This window comes from Butyrivibrio sp. AE2005, from assembly GCF_000686965.1.
Classification (GTDB): Bacteria; Bacillota; Clostridia; order Lachnospirales; family Lachnospiraceae; genus Butyrivibrio; species Butyrivibrio hungatei_A.
In genome coordinates this window covers 87,667-106,158 of record NZ_JMMD01000004.1, presented here as the reverse complement: position 1 = coordinate 106,158, position 18,492 = coordinate 87,667, and the positions used below count along the sequence as shown (strand labels likewise).

Sequence of the window (18,492 nt, the reverse complement as noted above, 5' to 3'; positions counted from 1 at the left end):
TATATATGTTCGGGTCACCAAATAAAACAAAAATGAAATTAAAAGATTATAAATTAATTTTTATTGATTGAGCGCCACGCAAAAACCGTTGATCTGCGCCTCTTTCTCAGCGTTTGGCGCTGCCTTGGGATCTATAAAAATTGAAGTAGCTTCAAAGCCGGGTATCTCAAGAAACTTCGCAAGTTTACCTATAGCTTTTGCTCCGCCCGATCCGGCCATGCAGGCATAAGCGCAGAATCTTTTTCCCGCGAGGTTTTTTCTGTTATCCTCGACGAAAGTACGAATCGGCGGTGTGAAAGTTCCTGCCCACACAGGGAAACCAAAAATGATGCGGTCATACTTTGAAAAATCAACACTGTAATCTTCAAGCTCAGGCTTTTCCGCCATGAGCGCACTCTTTCCGCCCCAGAAGAACTTTGCAAAACCCTTGTCGTTATAGGCTTTCTTGGGCACAAGGCGAAGTGTATCGGCATCTACCTTTTCTTTTACCTTGTCTGCAACGTACTGCGTGTTTCCTTCCATTGAGTAGTAAACTATCAGCGTCTTCATGCGACCTCCCTCTCTCTTCAATTGTCAGCATCCTAATTGCACTTCAATTGTAACGAACAATTTTCCGCTTGTCATTAATTGAATAAATCATCCATAAGCACTTCTTTTCCAATATAATTACTGTACATATTCTTTTTCACACCATACGTAGTAATCATGGTAACTATTATTGTGTTAGTGTTTTTAGTAGCTTTTCTGAAAACTTCAACCTTATTTTTTAGCGCAAGGTCATACGTTTTGTCTATCTCATATTCACGCCCTATAAGATTTTCCATAACGGCCTCCTGAACGACTTTTATCTTTATCTCTGTTTATTATTGAGATAAAGATAAAAGTCGTCATTTTTACTTGCCGCAATATTTCTTTATGGCCTTGTACGCGAATTCTGCAGTTCCGGTGCCGCCAATTTTATCTTTTTGATAGGGGCATACATGCTTCATTATCAAGTTATTTTGTGGCTCGTTCCATCTTCACATGAGGAATCCCGTCCTCCATAAAGACATCTGATACAACTTCAAAGCCTTCTTTAGCGTAGTAGCCAATGGCATACTCCTGAGCTTCAAGATATATCTTTTTTGCGCCAAGCTGTTCTGTCGCTATCTCTACGCCCTTATGAAGAATCTCTCGGCCTATTCCTTTGCCGTGTTCAAGCGTCACAACCCTTCCAATCTGTGCAATGCCGGATGCTTTGTCATTCCAGAATACTCTAAGGCATCCGGCCACACGACCACTGTCATTTATGCAAAAGACATGAATCGCGTCCTGATCTTTATCATCAAGGTCTTGGTATATGCACTCCTGCTCGGTTACGAATATCTCGAATCTGGTTTTCAATATTTCATAGAGCTCGCGTGTGCTAAGCTCATTGAAATGTTTTACGATCAATTCCATAATCAGTTAACCCTTATCAGAATTTAAGATTGTCACCAAGTACCGGAACTTTGCTTGCAAAGAATGAAAATTCTCCACTATCCAGAAGATTTCCGTTATCATCGGTAACTCTGATATCGAATACAAGGATGTGCTTACCTGTCTTAAGCTTCATGCACTCGCAGTAGATATACTCAGTGTTTACTGCAGGAAGTAAGAAGTTCAGATTCGCTGATACGGTCGTAACATAATGTCCGCTCATGCTTCCTGTTGCTCCCGCCATTGCATCGACAAATGAAAGAAGTGCTCCACCATGGATGCTTCCGTATGTGTTGTGCAATCTTGAATCAGCTTTGATTCTGGCTTTACTGTATGTTGAGCTTAATTCCAATATTTCAAAACCTATAAATTTATTGTATTCGTTTGCATATAATTCAGGGATTATCTTTTCCCTCATTGCATTTTCTTTTTCTGTGTGTGTTGGTCTCATTTTGGTATTCCTTCTTTCCTATTACTTAGCATCCGCATACTCTTTGTATCTTCTTAAAAAAGTCGATTTACTTATTCCAAGCATTTTGGATGCCTCTGCGCTTTTTATTTTTTTTGCCGAATAATCCAAGAATATATCTTGCGCGGCTAGTTTGTCTATCCTTATTCTTCCTCTGCCCTTATAATTGCCTTTCTTAGCCGAAGCGGCAATTCCTGCATTTCTGCGAGAATCATGGAATCTTCGTTCTGTACTATATATTGCCATCAATAACTCAAAGTACTGTTTTCTGTTTTTATCATCAACTTTAAATTCCGGTGTTAACACAGTATTTCCATAACATATAGCATCTAACATTTTTCTGCATATAACCGCACTTCGGTTTCCGAGAGCGTTTACCGAATCTGCTTCTATTGTTTTATCCTCCGGTCTTTGAACAAAAAGCTTATCGCCGGAATACTGAGTTTTTGTTCTTATAAGCCACTCTAACTGATTCAAATATTGCATATCGCAATCTTTTAGCAGTTTCCAAAGATCCTCGCGATTCTTCCCCGGAGCCCTTTCACTGATAAATACAGGCACTATATTTTCTCTTATATACGTCTTCTTTTTAAGACTCAGATCTATTCCGGGTATCCCCTGAAAATCTTTTACAGACAAAAGACTAATAACACTATAGTTAGGCTTTATCTTATATATAAAGCTTTCATCTTCGCGTTCGGTATAAAGAATTTCAGCGACCTTATAAATAATATTGTATTCATCTTTTAAACAAATATCTCCACGTGTCGTTATTTCTCTCATCTTATTAACCTCTTATCGCAAGTCTGTCAAAAGACTCTTTGAGAATTTTATCATAAAATCTAATGAGTTTTCGCGTCAATAGAGTTCCGTTTTATTTTTGACACACCTTAATCTTCTGCTATAATTTCATCTGCGTCAAAATTAAATCAGAACTCTATTGACGCACTTTTATTTATAAAAATAGGCAGCTATCCATTGCAAATAGCTGCCCCACACTTAATTCACTCCCATTTTTTTGTTCCAAATATCTGTATATTCATTTCTTTTCCTCACTTGTAACTTCTTAATATGTCCAGTCCCAGCAAAAGAGCTTTCTCGTGCGAATCCATTCCGAAATCGCGAAGATCGTATTCATGCACATTTGCAAGTGAATCTGCGGTAAACAGGAACTGTCCAAACTTTGCTCCACGCTTTCTGCAGCAGGCCGCGAGCGCCGAGCACTCCATCTCGACTACAGAACAGCCTTCTTCCAAGCGGTACTTCACCATATCTTTTGTCTCCCTGAAAAAGCCGTCGGTAGACCAGGTTGTGCAGGTCACAAAAGGAAGGTTGTGGGATTTGAAGCAGTTCTCGATAACTGATATCGGCTCTTCATCAAGCTCTATATATCTTGAAGCAGGCAGATACTGATACGATGTGCCTTCGCCGCGAAGTGCTCTTGTCGGAACAAGAAACGCATTCTCGGGTATATCAGCCAAAACTCCGCATGAACCGACCGCGATTACTTTTTTACACCCGCAATTAACAAGAAAATCCATCAGCCCCGTTGCGGCAGGAGCGCCAATTGTCGGCTGGACAAGGCAAATATCCTCTTCTTCCTCATGCAATATATAAACGTTCACGTTATGTGAGACGGTAATGTATTCATTTGCAATTTCCGCATCATGCTCTTTTGCATAATTATGTACAACATCCCCAAGGAAAGCAAACAAGCACTTCTCCGGAAGCTTTAAGTCCTCATTACCATGATTCGGCGTAATAACTTCCAACGAACTGTCATCATATTCAAGTATAGGTATCTCATTTTTTATAATCATATTGTCTCTCCTTATAATGTCAATTTACTTAATATAAATACTAACTTCTTTTTACGTCAATAAGGTTTCTAAAAATTTGATAAAAAGTCTATAAATATGCATTATTTTGTTTATTTTCATTGTAAAATTGAAATTGACCCCTTTATTGAGATTATTTCTTTTTTTTCATTTATTTAATAGTAATTTACTATCAACATCCATAGCGGAGCGTTTTTTATATCATAGGAAAGCAATTTTCTATGATATAAAAAAGTTTTCTTGATTTCTTCAAGGAGGTATCTATGGCGGCGAAATCTAATGTTAGTAGCAAAAATGCAAGCAGTAACATCAGTTTCAAAGACAGCATCAAGACAAAACTGGTCGCAATCTTACTGGCAGTTGCAGCAGTTCCTCTCACAATTGCCGTAATCGTAAGCTACCAGACTTCCACAACCAAGGCAAAGAATGATGCCTTAAACCTTCTTACTTCTGATGCAAAAGTGGTTGAAGGTAAATTTGCAACAATTGTCCAGCAGAATGTAATAGCACTCCAGACCTGTGCCTCAGCGCAAAGTACCGTTGATTATCTTAAAACTTTTAATATGAGCGGTGCTGAGAAAAAAAGTGAGCTTATCATGGCACAGATGGATGCCATCAATACGAACATCAATGATGGCAATACTAACTGCATTCTTTCTATTTCCACCGGTGATCAGCTTCTTAGAACCGACCGTAAAGAACACACAAATATAGCTGACAGAGCATATTTCCAGGAATGTTGGGCTAACAAAGCCATCGCTGTATCAGAGATTGTCGTAAGTAAAGCAGCCGGAAACAGAATAGTTATCATCATTGTTCCTGTCTTAGATCCGGAAACAGGTGAAATGATCGGTTCTTTGCAGCGAAGCTTTGATCTTAACGTATTGCACGAATTCCTTGCAGACAACGTTAAAAACGGATATATCCTCGATAAAGCCGGAACTGTAGCCGCACATTCGCAGTTTGAGATATCTCCTGAGGATGAGCCCATAGTACATACTGATGAAGAATACATGACTTCTTCTCTTACAAGCAACATTTTTAACAGTGTGATTGACGGCAAGCCCACATATACGGCATGGATAAAAGAGCCTGCAACAGGCTTCGTGGTCGCGGTTTCCGAGACAAACGCAGAGATAATGGGACCTGCAATTCGCTCAGCACTCACCGTTATAATAATCGGAATAATTCTCCTTATTGTCGCTACAGTTATTTCACTTATGATGGCAAAGAGCTTTACCGATCCCATCGCTGCAGTTAACGAATCACTCGGAGCTCTCGCTGACGGAAGATTTGTGAAGGTTGACAAGTTCGATAAGAGAAATGACGAATTCGGAACCATTTCCAAAGCTACCAACTCCGTCATCGGAACTCTTGACGATATAGTAAGCCATATAAAAGAATCTGCATCCAGCGTAGGAGTATCATCGGAAGAACTCTCCGATATGGCCAACCAGATTTCTCAGACAGCGGAAGATGTTTCAAACGCAGTTCAGGAAATTGCTTCGGGAGCCACACAGCAGGCGGATGAGATTCAGAGTGCTTCCGAAAATGTAAGTCTCATCGGCGACGCGGTAACTGAAGTACAGACATCTACCGGTAATCTTTCTGACCTTGCAGGTAAGATGAAAGAAGCATCCGAAGTATCAAGTAAATCACTTACATCTCTTCAGACTTCATCCGTTGAGATGACATCTAAGATAGATGATATTGCTAAGACCATTCAGGCAACTCAGGAAGCTGTTGATAATATCAGTGAAAAAGTTGAAGGAATCACATCGATCGCAACGCAGACCAACCTCCTTTCACTCAACGCTTCAATCGAAGCTGCAAGAGCAGGAGAAGCCGGAAAAGGCTTTGCGGTTGTTGCGGAAGAAATCGGAAAACTCGCCGACGATTCCAAGGCAATGGCTGACGATATCATGAAAGAAATGAGCACACTTCTTGAACAGAGTAAAGCTGCCGTTTCTGCTGCCGAAGATGTAAAGAACGGAAATAACGAGCAGCAGATTGCTATCGGAGAAACACTCGATGCCGTAAACGGAATGCTTCAGGACATCGGAAGCACTGTAGGCGGAGTAAAAGATATTTCAAACGGCGCCGACACCTGTGCTTCATCCAAGAATGCCGTAGTCGACACTATGAGTGCTCTTTCAGCCATCTCTGAAGAAAACGCCGCTTCTTCACAGGAGACGGGAGCATCCATGCAGGAACTTTCCGCTACAGTTACTACTCTTGCATGCTCAGCCGACAACCTGAAAGATATCGCCGAACAGCTCAATGAAGAAATAAAGTTCTTCAAATCATAAATCAACATGGCTCAGCATAACCAAAAGGAGACGGTCGCATCAATATCAATGGCCGTCTCCTTTTATTTTATTCACCGCTCAATTCTCTATTTGTCATAAACATGGAAACAAATGTCCAGATCAGGTTCTTGATAATAAGATTCCAGATTACTCTGACTATCAGATATGGAAACAAGAAAATCCCGATTGCAGCCCATATAAGGCCAAAAACAATATAAAAGAAAAAAGATTTTCCGAAGATCATTAATATGGCTACCTTTCTAAATAAAAGAAAACAGGGGATGTCACCGTTTTCCTGCGAATCTACGCAAAACATGCGGAACATCCCCTGCATTTATGTCTGAGACGATCATGCTTTTTCAAGCACAGATACGTGCTCTTGCACCTGTATCCAAAACAATGATGTCTTCCATAGATACTTGAAAGATCATTGCAAGAGCAATAAGGTTGTCAATGGTAGGCATTGTTGTTCCATGCTGCCATTTGTAGATTGCCTGTGGAGTTGCAAAACCAAAAATGTGCTGCAATTCTTTAACAGTCAATCCAGCTGCCTTTCTCATCCTTACAATATTTCTACCTGTAGCCGCCATATCTATGGAAGGCATTGTTATCATCTCGTCCTCCTATTCCGGCATCCGCCAAAGAGATGGTTTCTCCTTGACGCGATGCCTTTATGTATTTAAAATGAGTATTATTATGTCAATGGATTATGTTTTACAGTTTCTCTGAGTACATATTTTTATGTCCTCCTAGCCCCTTGTATGTCATAGGTTTCTCTGTTCAATGTATTTTCTTTACAATTCTGTTTTTAGATGATCTCTAAGCTTTCCTCAACAAAAATCTATTTAGAATCAGCACTTTCTCTCTACAATGGGCTGCTGTTTTGCGCCCCTTCCGTTACAACTCCACCTGTCTCAATATAATTATGTGCATCAAAAAGCTTAAACCCGAATTCATTTCCGTTATACCAAACCAGCAATCAAGTTCATTAAACGCCTCTTCTCTTCACCCTGTCCCATTTACACGTATAGTCTGATCGTTTGGTTTTATATAAATACGTTCCGAATCCGATATCGGTGCAGCCAACTAAAGAACTGTCTACCTGTAAGAATTATATGTGGTTCCTATGGCTCAACCTCTACCGGACCGAACGCCGGTCATAATTTCGGTCGTATAACCTCTGTCGCAGGATAATCACATATCCGTCTTGTCTATTTAGCTATCTCGTCTTTGACTATCCTTAAAACAAAAGATTTTACTATAGTCTCCTTTCACTACGGATCATTTTCCAAAAACTATATTGTTCAACAAAATCATTGAACAGTACACGAGGAGGGATTCGAACCCACATGCATTTCTGCCGCTGACTTTACGTCAGGTGCGATTACCGGTTTCGCACTCGTATAAGGAATTACAAGCTTCACCAGGCTCGAAAGAACCTCGCCAAATGAACTCGTATGGTTCGCACTAAACTCGGTAACACCTCGTTAAGTGCTCTACACAAAAAACCGCTTGCCTTCATACAAGGCAAGCGGTTTGCTTTTATGTTTATCTATATGCTTTGATTCTTTATTGAATCTCTGCTAAACCAACATCTTCCAGCATCTGCTTTGTCTTATATGAACGCACAAAAGAAAATCCCCACTCGAATCGTTTAACGAATGATGATTTTTTAAAGGATTTCATATTTTTTTTGCAGAACATGCTATTGAATGTTGTCACTTTAATTCTTTTTCCTTTCCCAGAGCCTTTTTGCAAGCCCCGTTTGTAGCTTATGAATGTATGATAGCACCATTTCAAAAAACTGTCATTATACTTCTGGTATAAATATATAAGATGTCAGATTATTTGCATCATATGGCCATATTTGTTACTTGCTTTTTAACATATCTACTGCTATAAATATCTGTATAAAGGCGAATACCGCCAATTTGCAATAAACGGAGGAAGAAAAGGTATGGTCAAATTATCAAAGCGCATCGGCTCACTCTTAACAGGTGTAGCAATGTTCGCTTGTTCATTGTATATAATACCGCCAATTACGGCTCACGCCGAGGCTATAACGCCCGAATCAGGCAGTGTTTACTATCTTAAGAGCAAAAATAGCGGATTATATCTAACAGTTGAGAACGATTCCGCAACAAATGCCGCTAACGTAGTGCAGTCTAAGGGAACAGGCTCTCCCGGTCAGAAATGGATCTTAGAGGAAAACAGCTTGGGAACATATCGCTTGCATCCCGCAACAGATACATCAGGCGGCATGTCTCTTGATGTAGCATACGGTTCGGCAAAGGATGCGACCAACGTTCAGATTTATTCCAACAACGGTGCTTCCGCACAGAACTTTAAGCTCGTAGAGGCAGATTCCAAAAAGGGCTACTATATAGCAACAGAAGCTTCTAACTTTGCATCCGTACTTGATGTAAACAGAAAGAGCACTTCATCGGGCGCAAATGTACAGCAGTACAGAAACTTAAAGCAGAGCAATCAGATCTGGTACTTTGAAAAAACTGATATGCCTTCCGGCGGCAATTCTTCCAAAAACAAAAGAAGTAATAACAGCAATTCCGGAAACAATACATGGAATCAATGGTGGAATAACAATAGCAACAACAATAATAACCAACCCGCAGATCCGCAGCCTGCTAATCCGCAGCCAAGCGGCAACAGCTCAAACACTGCTTCAGCAAAGCTTGATTCAACATATCCTCAGCAGCAGATGCAATTCCAGAACTGCTCTGACGGAAAGTACGTAACTGCAAACGGCGGCTCGGTTACAACAAGTAATTCATCTTCAGCAAACACAAGATGGGTCATTGATTATATAAGTAACGATTCATTCAGAATTATAAATGTAGCAGACGGAACATGCCTTACTCAGGCAAACAACGCAGTGTCCACGGCACCTGCTTCTTCTAATGATAATGCTCAGTGCTGGACCATAGCTTCCGTAAAAGCTGACGCAAACGGTATTCCTCTTAACTACAAGATCGTAAGTAAGACCAACAACTCACTTGCGCTTACTCTTTCAGGAAACAACTATACCCTTAGCTCTTTTAACGGATCTGCAGCGCAGTGCTTCAGACTTAATTCATACGGTGCAGAGGGCTTTGCGGGATACAGTCTTGATATGAGCAAAAGAGAAAAAGCATCCGTAACGGGTGGTGTTCTCGGACAGGTTGTAAAAGTAAACAACCTCTCAGATTTACAGCGTTGTGCTCAGGGCTCTAATCCATGCACAATCGTAATAACCGGTGACATATCGGCAAACTCACTTACAAAAGTATCGGTTGGAGCAAATAAGACCTTTATCGGATCTTACGGCGCACATACGCTTAACAACATACACTTTAGAAACATATCCGCTTCAGGAAACAATATATATAAGAACATTACTTTCGCGCACTCTGTAAACATCAACGATAACGACGATATTCAAATGTACATTACAGACGGAAATAATTTCTGGCTCGACCACTGCTCATGGACAGGCCATGACATGGCAAAAGACGGAAATATTCACGGAAATGACAAAGACAAGTTCCTCTATGTAGGACTTAAAGCAAACTTCGTATCAGTTACAGGCTGCTACTTCGGCGGACATAAATACGGTCTTATCCTTGGTTATCCCGAAGAGAACGGCGCTCCTACATATAACGGATATCCTTGCATGACTATATGCAACAGCTACTTCAACGGTACTCAGACCAGAGCACCGGGACTTATGAGATACGGTTATTTCCATTGCTATAATAACTTTGTCTACAACTTTAATATAGGATATACACCTTATACCAATTGTAATATCTTCTCAGAGAATAACTTCTTTGATAAAGGAAGAGATTCAGGCGGTGTTGTAAATGATATGGGCAGAGGAAACTTCACAGACCAGGGTTCTGTTCTTTCTTCAGACGTATCAAGACTCAGCATCGGAGGCTGTAACTGGAGGCCTTCATCCAACTACGGTTACAGAGCAAGAAACGCAGCAGATGCCAAAGCATGGGCTACAAGCCATGCAGGTTCTCAGAACTCTCCTTTAGTATATGCAATTGATTGAGTTTCCACCAATAAAACGGGTGCTGTCAGATGACAGCACCTTAAATATTTCATATTCATTTGTTTTAAGCCAAAAGCTTATCCCCGATACAGAACAACTTTTTCGTTTCTTTCTTTGAAAAGAGCTTCTATAAGGCTGTGTCTTTCGCAAAAAGAATCGCGTTCGCTGTCTGTTACAACAATTACCATGTCATATTTCTTGAGATTATATATGTAGCTTTTCCTATCATTGGCATAAAAGCTCTTTATCCTATATCCGCTTTTTATCGGATATCCATCCGCCCTGCAGATTCCTATAGGACTGCGGGTTGTAGAATAGGTATAAACGTTGGCCTTTGTATTCCTCTCGATTATCTCGCCAAGAACTATTGCAGGATACATGCACTCTTCCGTTCCGAGTATCAGGATACTGCTGCAATCACATTCTTCTGCCAATTTCTCCTGGATCACATAATCATATGCAAACATCTTGCAGTTTTCCACATATTCCCTTGTATTTACCCCAAGTCTCGGATTCATAAGATTTACGCGTGAACTCAGACTCTCATATCTTCCCACGCCTATTTTCTCATTTATTTCATCCGCTTCGCATATGTCGTATTTTTCCACATCCTTGGAAAAATCGGTATCATCCGGCTTAATAAGTGAAATAACTTCTATGCCGTCTGCTTTCATCTTTTCGTTTTCTTCTTTTGTCGCACGGTCAATGATCGATGCCACGACCAGCTTCTTTTTACCGATTTCCGGATATTTCTTCTTTAACTGTTCTATGTAGTTGATTATTGGTTCATCAGTTGAGATCTCATCATCAACAAATACGATAGTCTCTGTATTCGCAAACCATTTCTCCAGATGTGAAGCAAGCAGCCTTTGATCGGTAACATGACTCTTTTCCTCCTGGAACTCGATCCATTCCGATTCCTGCAAAATATTGTCTCTGGTCGTATGAATATAGATACAATCATCCGGCATTTCTTCTGCAACAGCCATCCCCACAGCAGTTGCAGTTTCCGCAAAGCCTATAACAAGCCTTGTCTCCGGATATTTTTCGCTCACTAATTGTCCGAATGAGCGAAGCATGTCCATAGCATCAGATGGTTTTACCGGCAAATGCTTGCCCTGTAAAGGATCCACCAAAAGATATGTTTTTTCCGTATCGTGAAAACACTTCGCCAATCTCAACAGCTCATGTTCTGTATAATTCCTCACTTTATCTCCTTGTAAACATATCCCCACTCAAATACTCTTTCCTTTTTAGCGTTATCTGTAAAAGCACCGCGGTTAACCTTGTAGTAACCTTTACCCCTTAAGTACACTTATATCATACTTATAATGATTACACAATAATTAACTGTGTGTATTTATATTTTACATATTTTAATATGATTTATCAACTAAAAAATATAAATTTTTTTCAACAAAATTGAACAAAAAAACTGTCGCCCGAATCCACTGAATCCATGGGCGACAGTCCTCATTATTACATAATTACATTATTGTTTTATTATAAAAACACATTATTACAGATTTACATTAAACAGGTTTCTGAGCTGGTTTACAACGTCATCACTGTTAGCTTTGATCTGAGCCGCTTCGTTGATACCCGAAAGTGTCTCAAGATCTTTTACATTGTCATAGTTGTATGCAATGCTGTAAACAGGGATCTTAAGTCCGCCGACAACATCTGTGATACGCTCCAATGAATACCCCGTATTCTGGTCACCGTCTGTAAGAACAAACAGCATAAGCTTTGCATCAGGAACCTGCTCCTTATAATCCTCGAGCATCTGCATACCGGTAAGAACCGCGTCATATGTTGCAGTTCCGCCACCTGCAGAAAGATTTTTTACCTCACCTGAGAAGTATGCTCTCTGCGTTGAATCAAACTGAGCTATCGGAAGATTTACAGAAACTCCGTTTGAATAGCTTACAAGTCCGATATGATGATCTGAACTTATATATGAAGATGAACTTATAAGTGACTGCTTAAGTGAATTAAGAGGCTCACCGTCCATTGATCCCGAAACGTCTGCAACGAATACAGCTACAATGGGCTTACCACCGTTTTTGTTCTGCTTCCAAACTTTCTGTGCAGCGATATAATCAGCACCTGACATTCCTGTGTCCTGAGCGGCATAATCGTCATCCTGATTGAATCCCTTATCAGTAGCGAGCTTCTGCATATCAGCACTCTTGCAGAACTCAACAAACATATTTGCTGCTGCCTTTTCCTGATCGTTAGTCCACTCAAAAGTATATACAGGATGATCGTGTCTTATTCCAACAGGAGTATAAATGTAATTCTTGAGCTCAGGAGTGTTTGAATAAGCCTGTCTCTCCATTACCATCGCATTTATGATGCCTTTTGCAGCCTGGTTTCTGAGAACCGCTGTTGTGTAAGCAACCGGAGGAGATTTCTTCTGATACTCCATAAGTGCATTTGTAGCGGTATCTGAAAGAGGATTTGAAGCATCAAATGATGCAAGCATCGCACAAAGAACGTTAAGTCCTGTTGATGATGTGTAAGGATTGGTATATGCAAAAGTAATATCGCCTGCGTTAGCTGCCGCAAGAACATTTCCTACGGTAACATCGCCGTACTTTTCCTTAAATGTATCAAAAACATCTTTTTTAATAAGGATACCTGCAGTATTGCCTGCTATACGGTCGGCAATTGTCTCAGTCCTGCATCCCGAAGCATCAAGCATCATTCCCCATGCGGCATTACTGGGAATGAATACGTCAGGCTGATAGCCGCCTGCTGTAATGTATGTTACAACTTCACCTGATGTGATCTTACGAACCGATACAGAAACGCTGTTGCCGTCTATCTCATAGCCTGCCTTATTAAACTTCTCGGCAACTTCATTTATCCAGTTATCGGGAGCATCGGCTGAAAGCTCTGTTGCAGCAGCAATCTCGATATTGATCTGTCCGTTACCTGTAACAGTGATCGGAAAAGTATCGATATCTGCAAGAGTGTCTGCTTCAGAAACATCTTCGGCGTAGATATCCAGAACAGGATTTGAATTGGTATCAACGGAAACCTGTGTCATAAGAGACTTAAGTTCCTTTTTGGCCTCATCCTCGGTAAGTTTGCTCACAACACCATCATTGTGACCGTTGCTACATCCAACAAGCGATGTTGTAACCATTGCCGTGGCAAGCAACATTGATAAAACTTTCTTTTTCATGAATAAATTCCTCCCTCTTCTATCTGCGTAGTAAGAGCATTCTTATATACTTCAACCTCATTTATGCTACTTCCACTGTCTCCCTGCGAGTTGAGGAATTCAGTTACCGCAACAATAAACTCCTTTGTAGTCTGTAAAAGTCTGTTGTTATCTTCTGCACAATTCTTAGCTGTAAGTTCAACAACATCAAGATCGTTCTGTGTATTCGGGCTCGAAACCGTCATTATATTAAGAAGCTTTCTGACATTTCTGCAGATATGCTGCTCAACACCGTCAAGCACTTCCTCTGTGTCCCTAAGTGCATCTGCACCGTTGCTGTCCAAAAGATTTTTTAGCCTGAGCTGGTAATCATCCATCTGCGCCATAGTCTCTTTTACACTCTTAAGAGCTACGTCCATCTCCTCTGCTTCCTTCGGATTAGTCGGCGAAACGACGCTCAGCCACTTATCACCCTCTGTGATCAGACTGTTCCTGATCTGAACAGGATCAAGCTTTCCCTTCACTTTCAAAACAGGACCTGCGTTTGAATCGGCAGACTCAACCGCTTCCAGTTTCCTAAGTTCAGCGCGCGATTTAAGGAGGATAGCCAGTGTACCCGCACCTGCGGCAATTCCCACTATCAAAAGAATAGTCGTAAGTGCCGAAAGCACTCCGAAAAGACGTATTCCGGCGTAGACAACAAGTATGTCCGTAAACAGTCCGACTACTATCTTCAAAACAAGTGCAACAACGAAAATAGTCGCTCCGATTCCAAATCTAACTACATTCTTTTTAAATTTATCCAGTAAAACATCTTTATTCATGTAAGCTCCTTAGCTGCAGCCTGTAGGTCGCTGCACCTCTTCAATATTTCTGCCATAAGTACCTGTTTACCTGATTCATCCAACGCTTTAAGCGATACGCTTATTGAATCCGCGATCCCCGAAAGCTGCCCGTGCAAGCCATCAAGTAGCAATATCTGCTGCATTATCACCTGTTTCGTTACGCTATCCGATTCGTCAATCCCTGATAGTGTGTCATTCATATCGGCCTTTAGAGCCTCTATCATGGATTTAAGATACCGTAATCTCGGCACAAGCAATCTTAACTGCATATCGTCGCCCTTTTGGGTACAGCCGGATATCTTATTCAATATATCCTGAAGCGAGTCCTGTATCTTAGCTATCTCATCAGGATACTGCTGTATTTTCCCTGCAAGTCGTTTGTCCATTCCTAATCTCCCAATAATAGCGCACAAAAAAAGAGCCACTTTCCTAAAAATACTAAAAAAGTGACTCTTAAAGTCTTAAATTTTCTGCCTGCCATCGCACTTTTTATCGATTTTACACACAAAAATATTAACCTTTATGCAACATTATATTCATTTTTGGTGCGACTTTCAACATATATTTTTTTGTCAGATACCCTCAAGAATTGTCTTAAGGTAATCCATGTATTTGTAGTATTCTTCGTCTGTGCTGAGGTGCTCAAGTATTATAGGCATGTCCTTGTCTAAGTTTTTTCATCATCCAGTATGCATCTGCATATGTGCCGTCGGAATATTTCATACTGTCGGGGAAAGTGCCGTTACTATATCATATTTTGCCGAGTACTTATAGCATTTCCTGTAATTTAGCCGCAAGTCTGTCCTTGGGAACGGCGCCCATCTCATCAGAAACAAGCTCACCGTTCTTGATGAATGCAAAGTACGGAATGCTCATAACTCCGTATTTCTGAGCAAGCTCAGGCTGCTCATCTACATTAATCTTACCTACTTTCGCCTTGCCGTCATACTCTTTTGCAAGTTCCTCAACTACAGGTCCCATCATCTTGCAAGGTCCGCACCAATCCGCATAGAAATCGATAAGTACCGGTACTTCACTATTCATAACTTCTGTATCAAAATTTTCATTTGTAAATCTGTATTCCATCTTTTTTACCTTTACACCCACTAATTGCAGGCGCCTTTCCTTTTACTTGTTTGAACTATTATTTTTTTCAATCTTCTCTGCAATTACCAGATAACAATATCCAATCCCCGCATAAATAGCGTAAAGCAGCGGAGGAATGATAACATAGATGACGTTTTTCTTTTTGATTCCAGCACCGGGTGCAATTACAAAATCGTGTGTAATTGTATTCATGACGCATACCTCTTTATCTGTAACAATCATTTTCGCTTGAGCTTTTACAAAATTATATTGCACACAATCTAAAATGTCAAGCATTAGAAACCCGCGCCCATGGCGCGCAAACCTAAAAGGGTCTGACCCTCAAGTCAGACCCTCAAAACGAATTTTTTTACAAGCTGTTCGCTAAATTCATAAAGTTTTTTGGCAAGATTCATATCTTTCGATCTTCGCGATGAGTAAGCAATCTTGCATCTGTAAAAATATTCCCCTGTAATATCTTTTACCGAATCATCAGTAACAAGAAAGATGGCTGTCCTCGCGCCTTCGTCACTTAGTGCCTCCACCGTAGCCATTCCCATACCGGAATTTGCCCCGGTTACTATTGCGAGTTTGTTATCCATTCGTCCCATAATCTACCTGCGCTTTCGCCTATTGCTGTATATACTTTAATTTCATACCTTTGAAAACTAATACCATATTATTGCAGATAAATTCAACCTCTTTTTCTCATAAACAGGCATACAACTAAATCATTTACCATCTAACAATTTATTTTCGTATTCATTTTCCAGTGACATCCACGCATAATCTGAAATGAAACCGCTTGGTACATCCTTTTGTCGATCAAGCTTTTTTATTGTTCGTACTCCATCAGCAATATAGTCTATCTCATAGTAACCATCAGCTGATAAAAGCAATTTCCCTGAAACATCATACTCATCACTATGAGTAGTCTCTATTAAAGACTCTCCTCTGTCTCTATATATTGCTTCTGAAATTGCTCTATTAACAAATTCGCCCATAGTTTCACCCATAGCGTTTACATGAGCTTTAATGAATTCAAGATTTCCCTTTTCCGTACGGACACTGATCTGATCGGTTAAATTCACATATCTTCGCGTAGCCTCTTCTTGTACTTCAGAATTAATTTCCCCCATCTTTTGCCTCCCAATCTCTTAATCTGGCTAAACTATAGTCTTATAATCATCTGATGGTTTGCAAATCATTAACCCGAACACGGCTAACCTCCGTTACAATATCATTTTCAAAATGAATATATAACATCTCATGTCCTTTAAAAACACTGTACCCCATTATGTAATCCCAATAATAATCTGCATCATCCATATTACCGGTAGTACTGTGATATTCATCACATTTTCCTAAAAGCTGATTTATTTCTTCAGTATTCATTCCAATTAAATTATTGCTTTTGACCAAATCATCATACATAGTATGGCGCGTAGTTCTATCGCCTTCCTTCCATTCATAACTAATGAACGGCGTTTGTGGACCACTGCTCATAAAAGCGTGAAAATATATAGCGAATAAAACACCACTCAGTAGAATAAAAAAACTAACTATACCTATTATTAAAATAATTATCTTTCTACTCTTGTTTAGGGAATTCATAATCCACTCCTTGATATGTACACAAAAGCCACTGCATAAATATTTTTTTGGCTTTTTGTACGTCTGTTCCATTTCCTTCTTGAATATAAATGCTTCCAACAGATTTTTCTTCAATAATCTTTCGCGTATTTATAATACCAATGTCAGCATGACCATTACCCATATTTTCCCAAAATTCAACTGCACGATGCCTACTATCATTATCAACATCTGTATAATAAGATGCCCAAGTGTTCATGCCAAAATCTCCGTTTTTGACCATTCGTTGATATATATTAAAAGAACGTATTTAAGCTAAAATCATGCAAAAATACGCTCTATTTTCATTATTTGCCATGTGTTACATCCATCTTAAAAGTCATCCAGAAATCCTCTGCAAGATTCCCGCCACATCAACTCCGGGATGTGTGAGGTACATTCGACAGATACTCTCTGCGAGTTCTTCAGATATTTTAAGTTTCTTTGCGATTTCCTGATAGGACTTTCCGCTATCAGTCATGGACATTGCTCTGGAAATAATCCTATCGATGTTCTTGGGAAGTTTGGATTCTGTGGTTGATCCCGAAGTCGCAATAACCATCTTCTTAAATTCAAAATCCTCACGTCCATTCACCTCAAGAATCGCATACGATATTTCTTGTCCTGGTCTGCGCTTTCCGCAGCATCCGGGGTTAAACCAGACTACGCCTTCCTTCTCAACAAGGCTATATTTATGGCTATGTCCGTATATAACTATAGAAACTTCTGCCGGAAGCTGAGTTATCTTACCCTTGTTGTGAATCACAAATATCTTATTACCTAGATAATCTAAAGTAGCACTCTCAGGAATATCTTTTGCCCACTCTTTATCCGCATTTCCTCTAACAACCGTTACCGGCGCAATTTTCTCCAGCCCCTCGATCACGCTTTTATCATCTATATCTCCTGCATGAATTATGTAATCCACACCGCGTAATCCTTCAATAACTTCCTGTCTCAGAAGTCCATGCGTGTCAGATACTATTCCTATGCGCATAAATATCCCCCTCATGCCGCTTTACTCAGCTTTTTTTCTTCCTGACTCTATAAGTTCTTTCTCAAAAGCCTCAGGGTTCTTCAGATAGTAATCCTGATGATACTCTTCCGCCTCGTAAAAATTCTTATAGGGCAAAAGAGCTACGTGCGTCTCTTTACCTGCGTTCTTTTCAATCTCTTCGAGTTTAATACTTGCCAGATTCTTTTCATCTTCATCGTTATAGAAAATCGCAAGAGTATATGAAAAACCTTTATCAATAAACTGGCCTTCGGAGTCGAACGGATCAACGTTGGCAAAATAAATATCCAACAACTTTTCAAACGAAACTTTCTCAGGATCGTAGACAAGCTTGATTGTTTCTCTATGACCTGTCTGCTGATGCTTTACCTGTTCATACGTTGGATTTTCTTCACTTCCACCCGCATAGCCACAGATTACCTTGTCAACTCCGTACATCTTGTAAATCGGCGTAACGCACCAAAAACATCCGCCCGCAAAATATGCCTCTTTCATTTTATCTTTCCTCTGTTCCTTATATAATCGAATTTAATAAGCACTGATTGTAATAAATCCATGCTTTATTATAATATATCGTAGCTTATGGCAAAACGAATTGTTTTTTAATAAAA

22 protein-coding genes and 1 tRNA gene are annotated in these 18,492 nt (G+C 40.1%); 2 read left to right on the top strand and 21 right to left on the bottom strand.

Annotated features, from left to right (window positions below):
* Positions 1-60: 60 nt before the first annotated feature.
* The 6 genes from DL92_RS0105140 to DL92_RS0105115 all read right to left on the bottom strand — a co-directional run bounded on the left by DL92_RS0105140 (position 61) and on the right by DL92_RS0105115 (position 3,747).
* A complete protein-coding gene (locus DL92_RS0105140; protein ID WP_026656025.1) occupies positions 61-549 on the bottom strand; it encodes a flavodoxin family protein in 489 nt (162 codons plus the stop codon).
* A 74-nt stretch (positions 550-623) separates the two neighbouring features.
* Positions 624-824, bottom strand: a complete 201-nt coding sequence (locus tag DL92_RS18310; RefSeq protein ID WP_051625229.1) for a hypothetical protein — start codon at positions 822-824, stop codon at positions 624-626.
* A 172-nt stretch (positions 825-996) separates the two neighbouring features.
* Positions 997-1,440, bottom strand: coding sequence for a GNAT family N-acetyltransferase (locus DL92_RS0105130; protein ID WP_026667101.1), 444 nt, complete (start codon positions 1,438-1,440; stop codon positions 997-999).
* A 16-nt stretch (positions 1,441-1,456) separates the two neighbouring features.
* Complete coding sequence (locus DL92_RS0105125) at positions 1,457-1,909, bottom strand: PaaI family thioesterase (protein ID WP_026656027.1); 453 nt, start codon at positions 1,907-1,909, stop codon at positions 1,457-1,459.
* 21 nt (positions 1,910-1,930) lie between these two features.
* Positions 1,931-2,710 (bottom strand): recombinase family protein, encoded by a 780-nt coding sequence (locus DL92_RS0105120; RefSeq protein WP_026667100.1) that lies wholly within the window; start codon positions 2,708-2,710, stop codon positions 1,931-1,933.
* Between the two features lie 269 nt (positions 2,711-2,979).
* Positions 2,980-3,747 (bottom strand): nucleoside phosphorylase, encoded by a 768-nt coding sequence (locus DL92_RS0105115; RefSeq protein WP_026667099.1) that lies wholly within the window; start codon positions 3,745-3,747, stop codon positions 2,980-2,982.
* 281 nt (positions 3,748-4,028) lie between these two features.
* Between DL92_RS0105115 and DL92_RS0105110 the strand changes: the two genes are divergently transcribed.
* Positions 4,029-6,074: a methyl-accepting chemotaxis protein gene (locus tag DL92_RS0105110; protein ID WP_026667098.1), complete on the top strand. Its 2,046-nt coding sequence runs from the start codon at positions 4,029-4,031 to the stop codon at positions 6,072-6,074.
* 67 nt (positions 6,075-6,141) lie between these two features.
* On the opposite strand, the gene DL92_RS0105105 is transcribed toward DL92_RS0105110, so the two are convergent.
* From DL92_RS0105105 to DL92_RS20980, 3 genes are all read right to left on the bottom strand, one after another.
* Positions 6,142-6,390, bottom strand: coding sequence for a hypothetical protein (locus DL92_RS0105105; protein ID WP_026667097.1), 249 nt, complete (start codon positions 6,388-6,390; stop codon positions 6,142-6,144).
* A gap of 43 nt (positions 6,391-6,433) precedes the next feature.
* Complete coding sequence (locus DL92_RS0105100) at positions 6,434-6,688, bottom strand: helix-turn-helix domain-containing protein (protein WP_026656033.1); 255 nt, start codon at positions 6,686-6,688, stop codon at positions 6,434-6,436.
* A gap of 710 nt (positions 6,689-7,398) precedes the next feature.
* A tRNA-Leu gene (locus DL92_RS20980) sits at positions 7,399-7,479 on the bottom strand.
* Between the two features lie 552 nt (positions 7,480-8,031).
* Here DL92_RS20980 and DL92_RS20100 point away from each other — a divergent pair.
* Positions 8,032-10,131, top strand: coding sequence for a pectate lyase family protein (locus DL92_RS20100; protein ID WP_051625228.1), 2,100 nt, complete (start codon positions 8,032-8,034; stop codon positions 10,129-10,131).
* Positions 10,132-10,208: 77 nt separating this feature from the next.
* On the opposite strand, the gene DL92_RS18305 is transcribed toward DL92_RS20100, so the two are convergent.
* From DL92_RS18305 to msrA, 12 genes are all read right to left on the bottom strand, one after another.
* Positions 10,209-11,339, bottom strand: coding sequence for a phosphoribosyltransferase domain-containing protein (locus tag DL92_RS18305; protein ID WP_051199000.1), 1,131 nt, complete (start codon positions 11,337-11,339; stop codon positions 10,209-10,211).
* Positions 11,340-11,650: 311 nt separating this feature from the next.
* Positions 11,651-13,324, bottom strand: a complete 1,674-nt coding sequence (locus tag DL92_RS0105085; RefSeq protein ID WP_026667096.1) for a vWA domain-containing protein — start codon at positions 13,322-13,324, stop codon at positions 11,651-11,653.
* Positions 13,321-14,127 carry a hypothetical protein gene (locus DL92_RS0105080; RefSeq protein WP_026667095.1) on the bottom strand — a complete coding sequence of 269 codons (807 nt, stop codon included), beginning with the start codon at positions 14,125-14,127 and terminating at the stop codon, positions 13,321-13,323. Before DL92_RS0105080 ends, DL92_RS0105085 begins: the two co-directional genes overlap by 4 nt.
* Positions 14,124-14,534, bottom strand: a complete 411-nt coding sequence (locus DL92_RS0105075) for a hypothetical protein (protein ID WP_026667094.1) — start codon at positions 14,532-14,534, stop codon at positions 14,124-14,126. The genes DL92_RS0105080 and DL92_RS0105075 overlap by 4 nt, the downstream gene beginning before the upstream one ends.
* Positions 14,535-14,916: 382 nt before the next feature.
* Positions 14,917-15,234: a thioredoxin gene (gene trxA / locus DL92_RS0105070; RefSeq protein ID WP_026667093.1), complete on the bottom strand. Its 318-nt coding sequence runs from the start codon at positions 15,232-15,234 to the stop codon at positions 14,917-14,919.
* A gap of 42 nt (positions 15,235-15,276) precedes the next feature.
* Entirely contained in the window at positions 15,277-15,447 is a 171-nt protein-coding gene (locus DL92_RS0105065) for a hypothetical protein (protein ID WP_155841038.1), read from the bottom strand.
* Between the two features lie 134 nt (positions 15,448-15,581).
* Positions 15,582-15,845, bottom strand: coding sequence for a hypothetical protein (locus DL92_RS0105060; RefSeq protein ID WP_026667091.1), 264 nt, complete (start codon positions 15,843-15,845; stop codon positions 15,582-15,584).
* 120 nt (positions 15,846-15,965) lie between these two features.
* On the bottom strand, positions 15,966-16,373 hold the full coding sequence (locus DL92_RS20095; protein WP_051594165.1) for a hypothetical protein: 408 nt from the start codon (positions 16,371-16,373) through the stop codon (positions 15,966-15,968).
* Positions 16,374-16,419: 46 nt separating this feature from the next.
* Positions 16,420-16,848 carry a hypothetical protein gene (locus tag DL92_RS0105050; RefSeq protein ID WP_026667090.1) on the bottom strand — a complete coding sequence of 143 codons (429 nt, stop codon included), beginning with the start codon at positions 16,846-16,848 and terminating at the stop codon, positions 16,420-16,422.
* Positions 16,826-17,086, bottom strand: a complete 261-nt coding sequence (locus DL92_RS0105045) for a hypothetical protein (RefSeq protein ID WP_026667089.1) — start codon at positions 17,084-17,086, stop codon at positions 16,826-16,828. The genes DL92_RS0105050 and DL92_RS0105045 overlap by 23 nt, the downstream gene beginning before the upstream one ends.
* 120 nt (positions 17,087-17,206) lie before the next feature.
* Positions 17,207-17,863 (bottom strand): metallophosphoesterase family protein, encoded by a 657-nt coding sequence (locus tag DL92_RS20660; protein WP_081816835.1) that lies wholly within the window; start codon positions 17,861-17,863, stop codon positions 17,207-17,209.
* Positions 17,864-17,884: 21 nt separating this feature from the next.
* Complete coding sequence (msrA, locus tag DL92_RS0105035; protein WP_026656044.1) at positions 17,885-18,376, bottom strand: peptide-methionine (S)-S-oxide reductase MsrA; 492 nt, start codon at positions 18,374-18,376, stop codon at positions 17,885-17,887.
* Positions 18,377-18,492 lie beyond the last annotated feature (116 nt).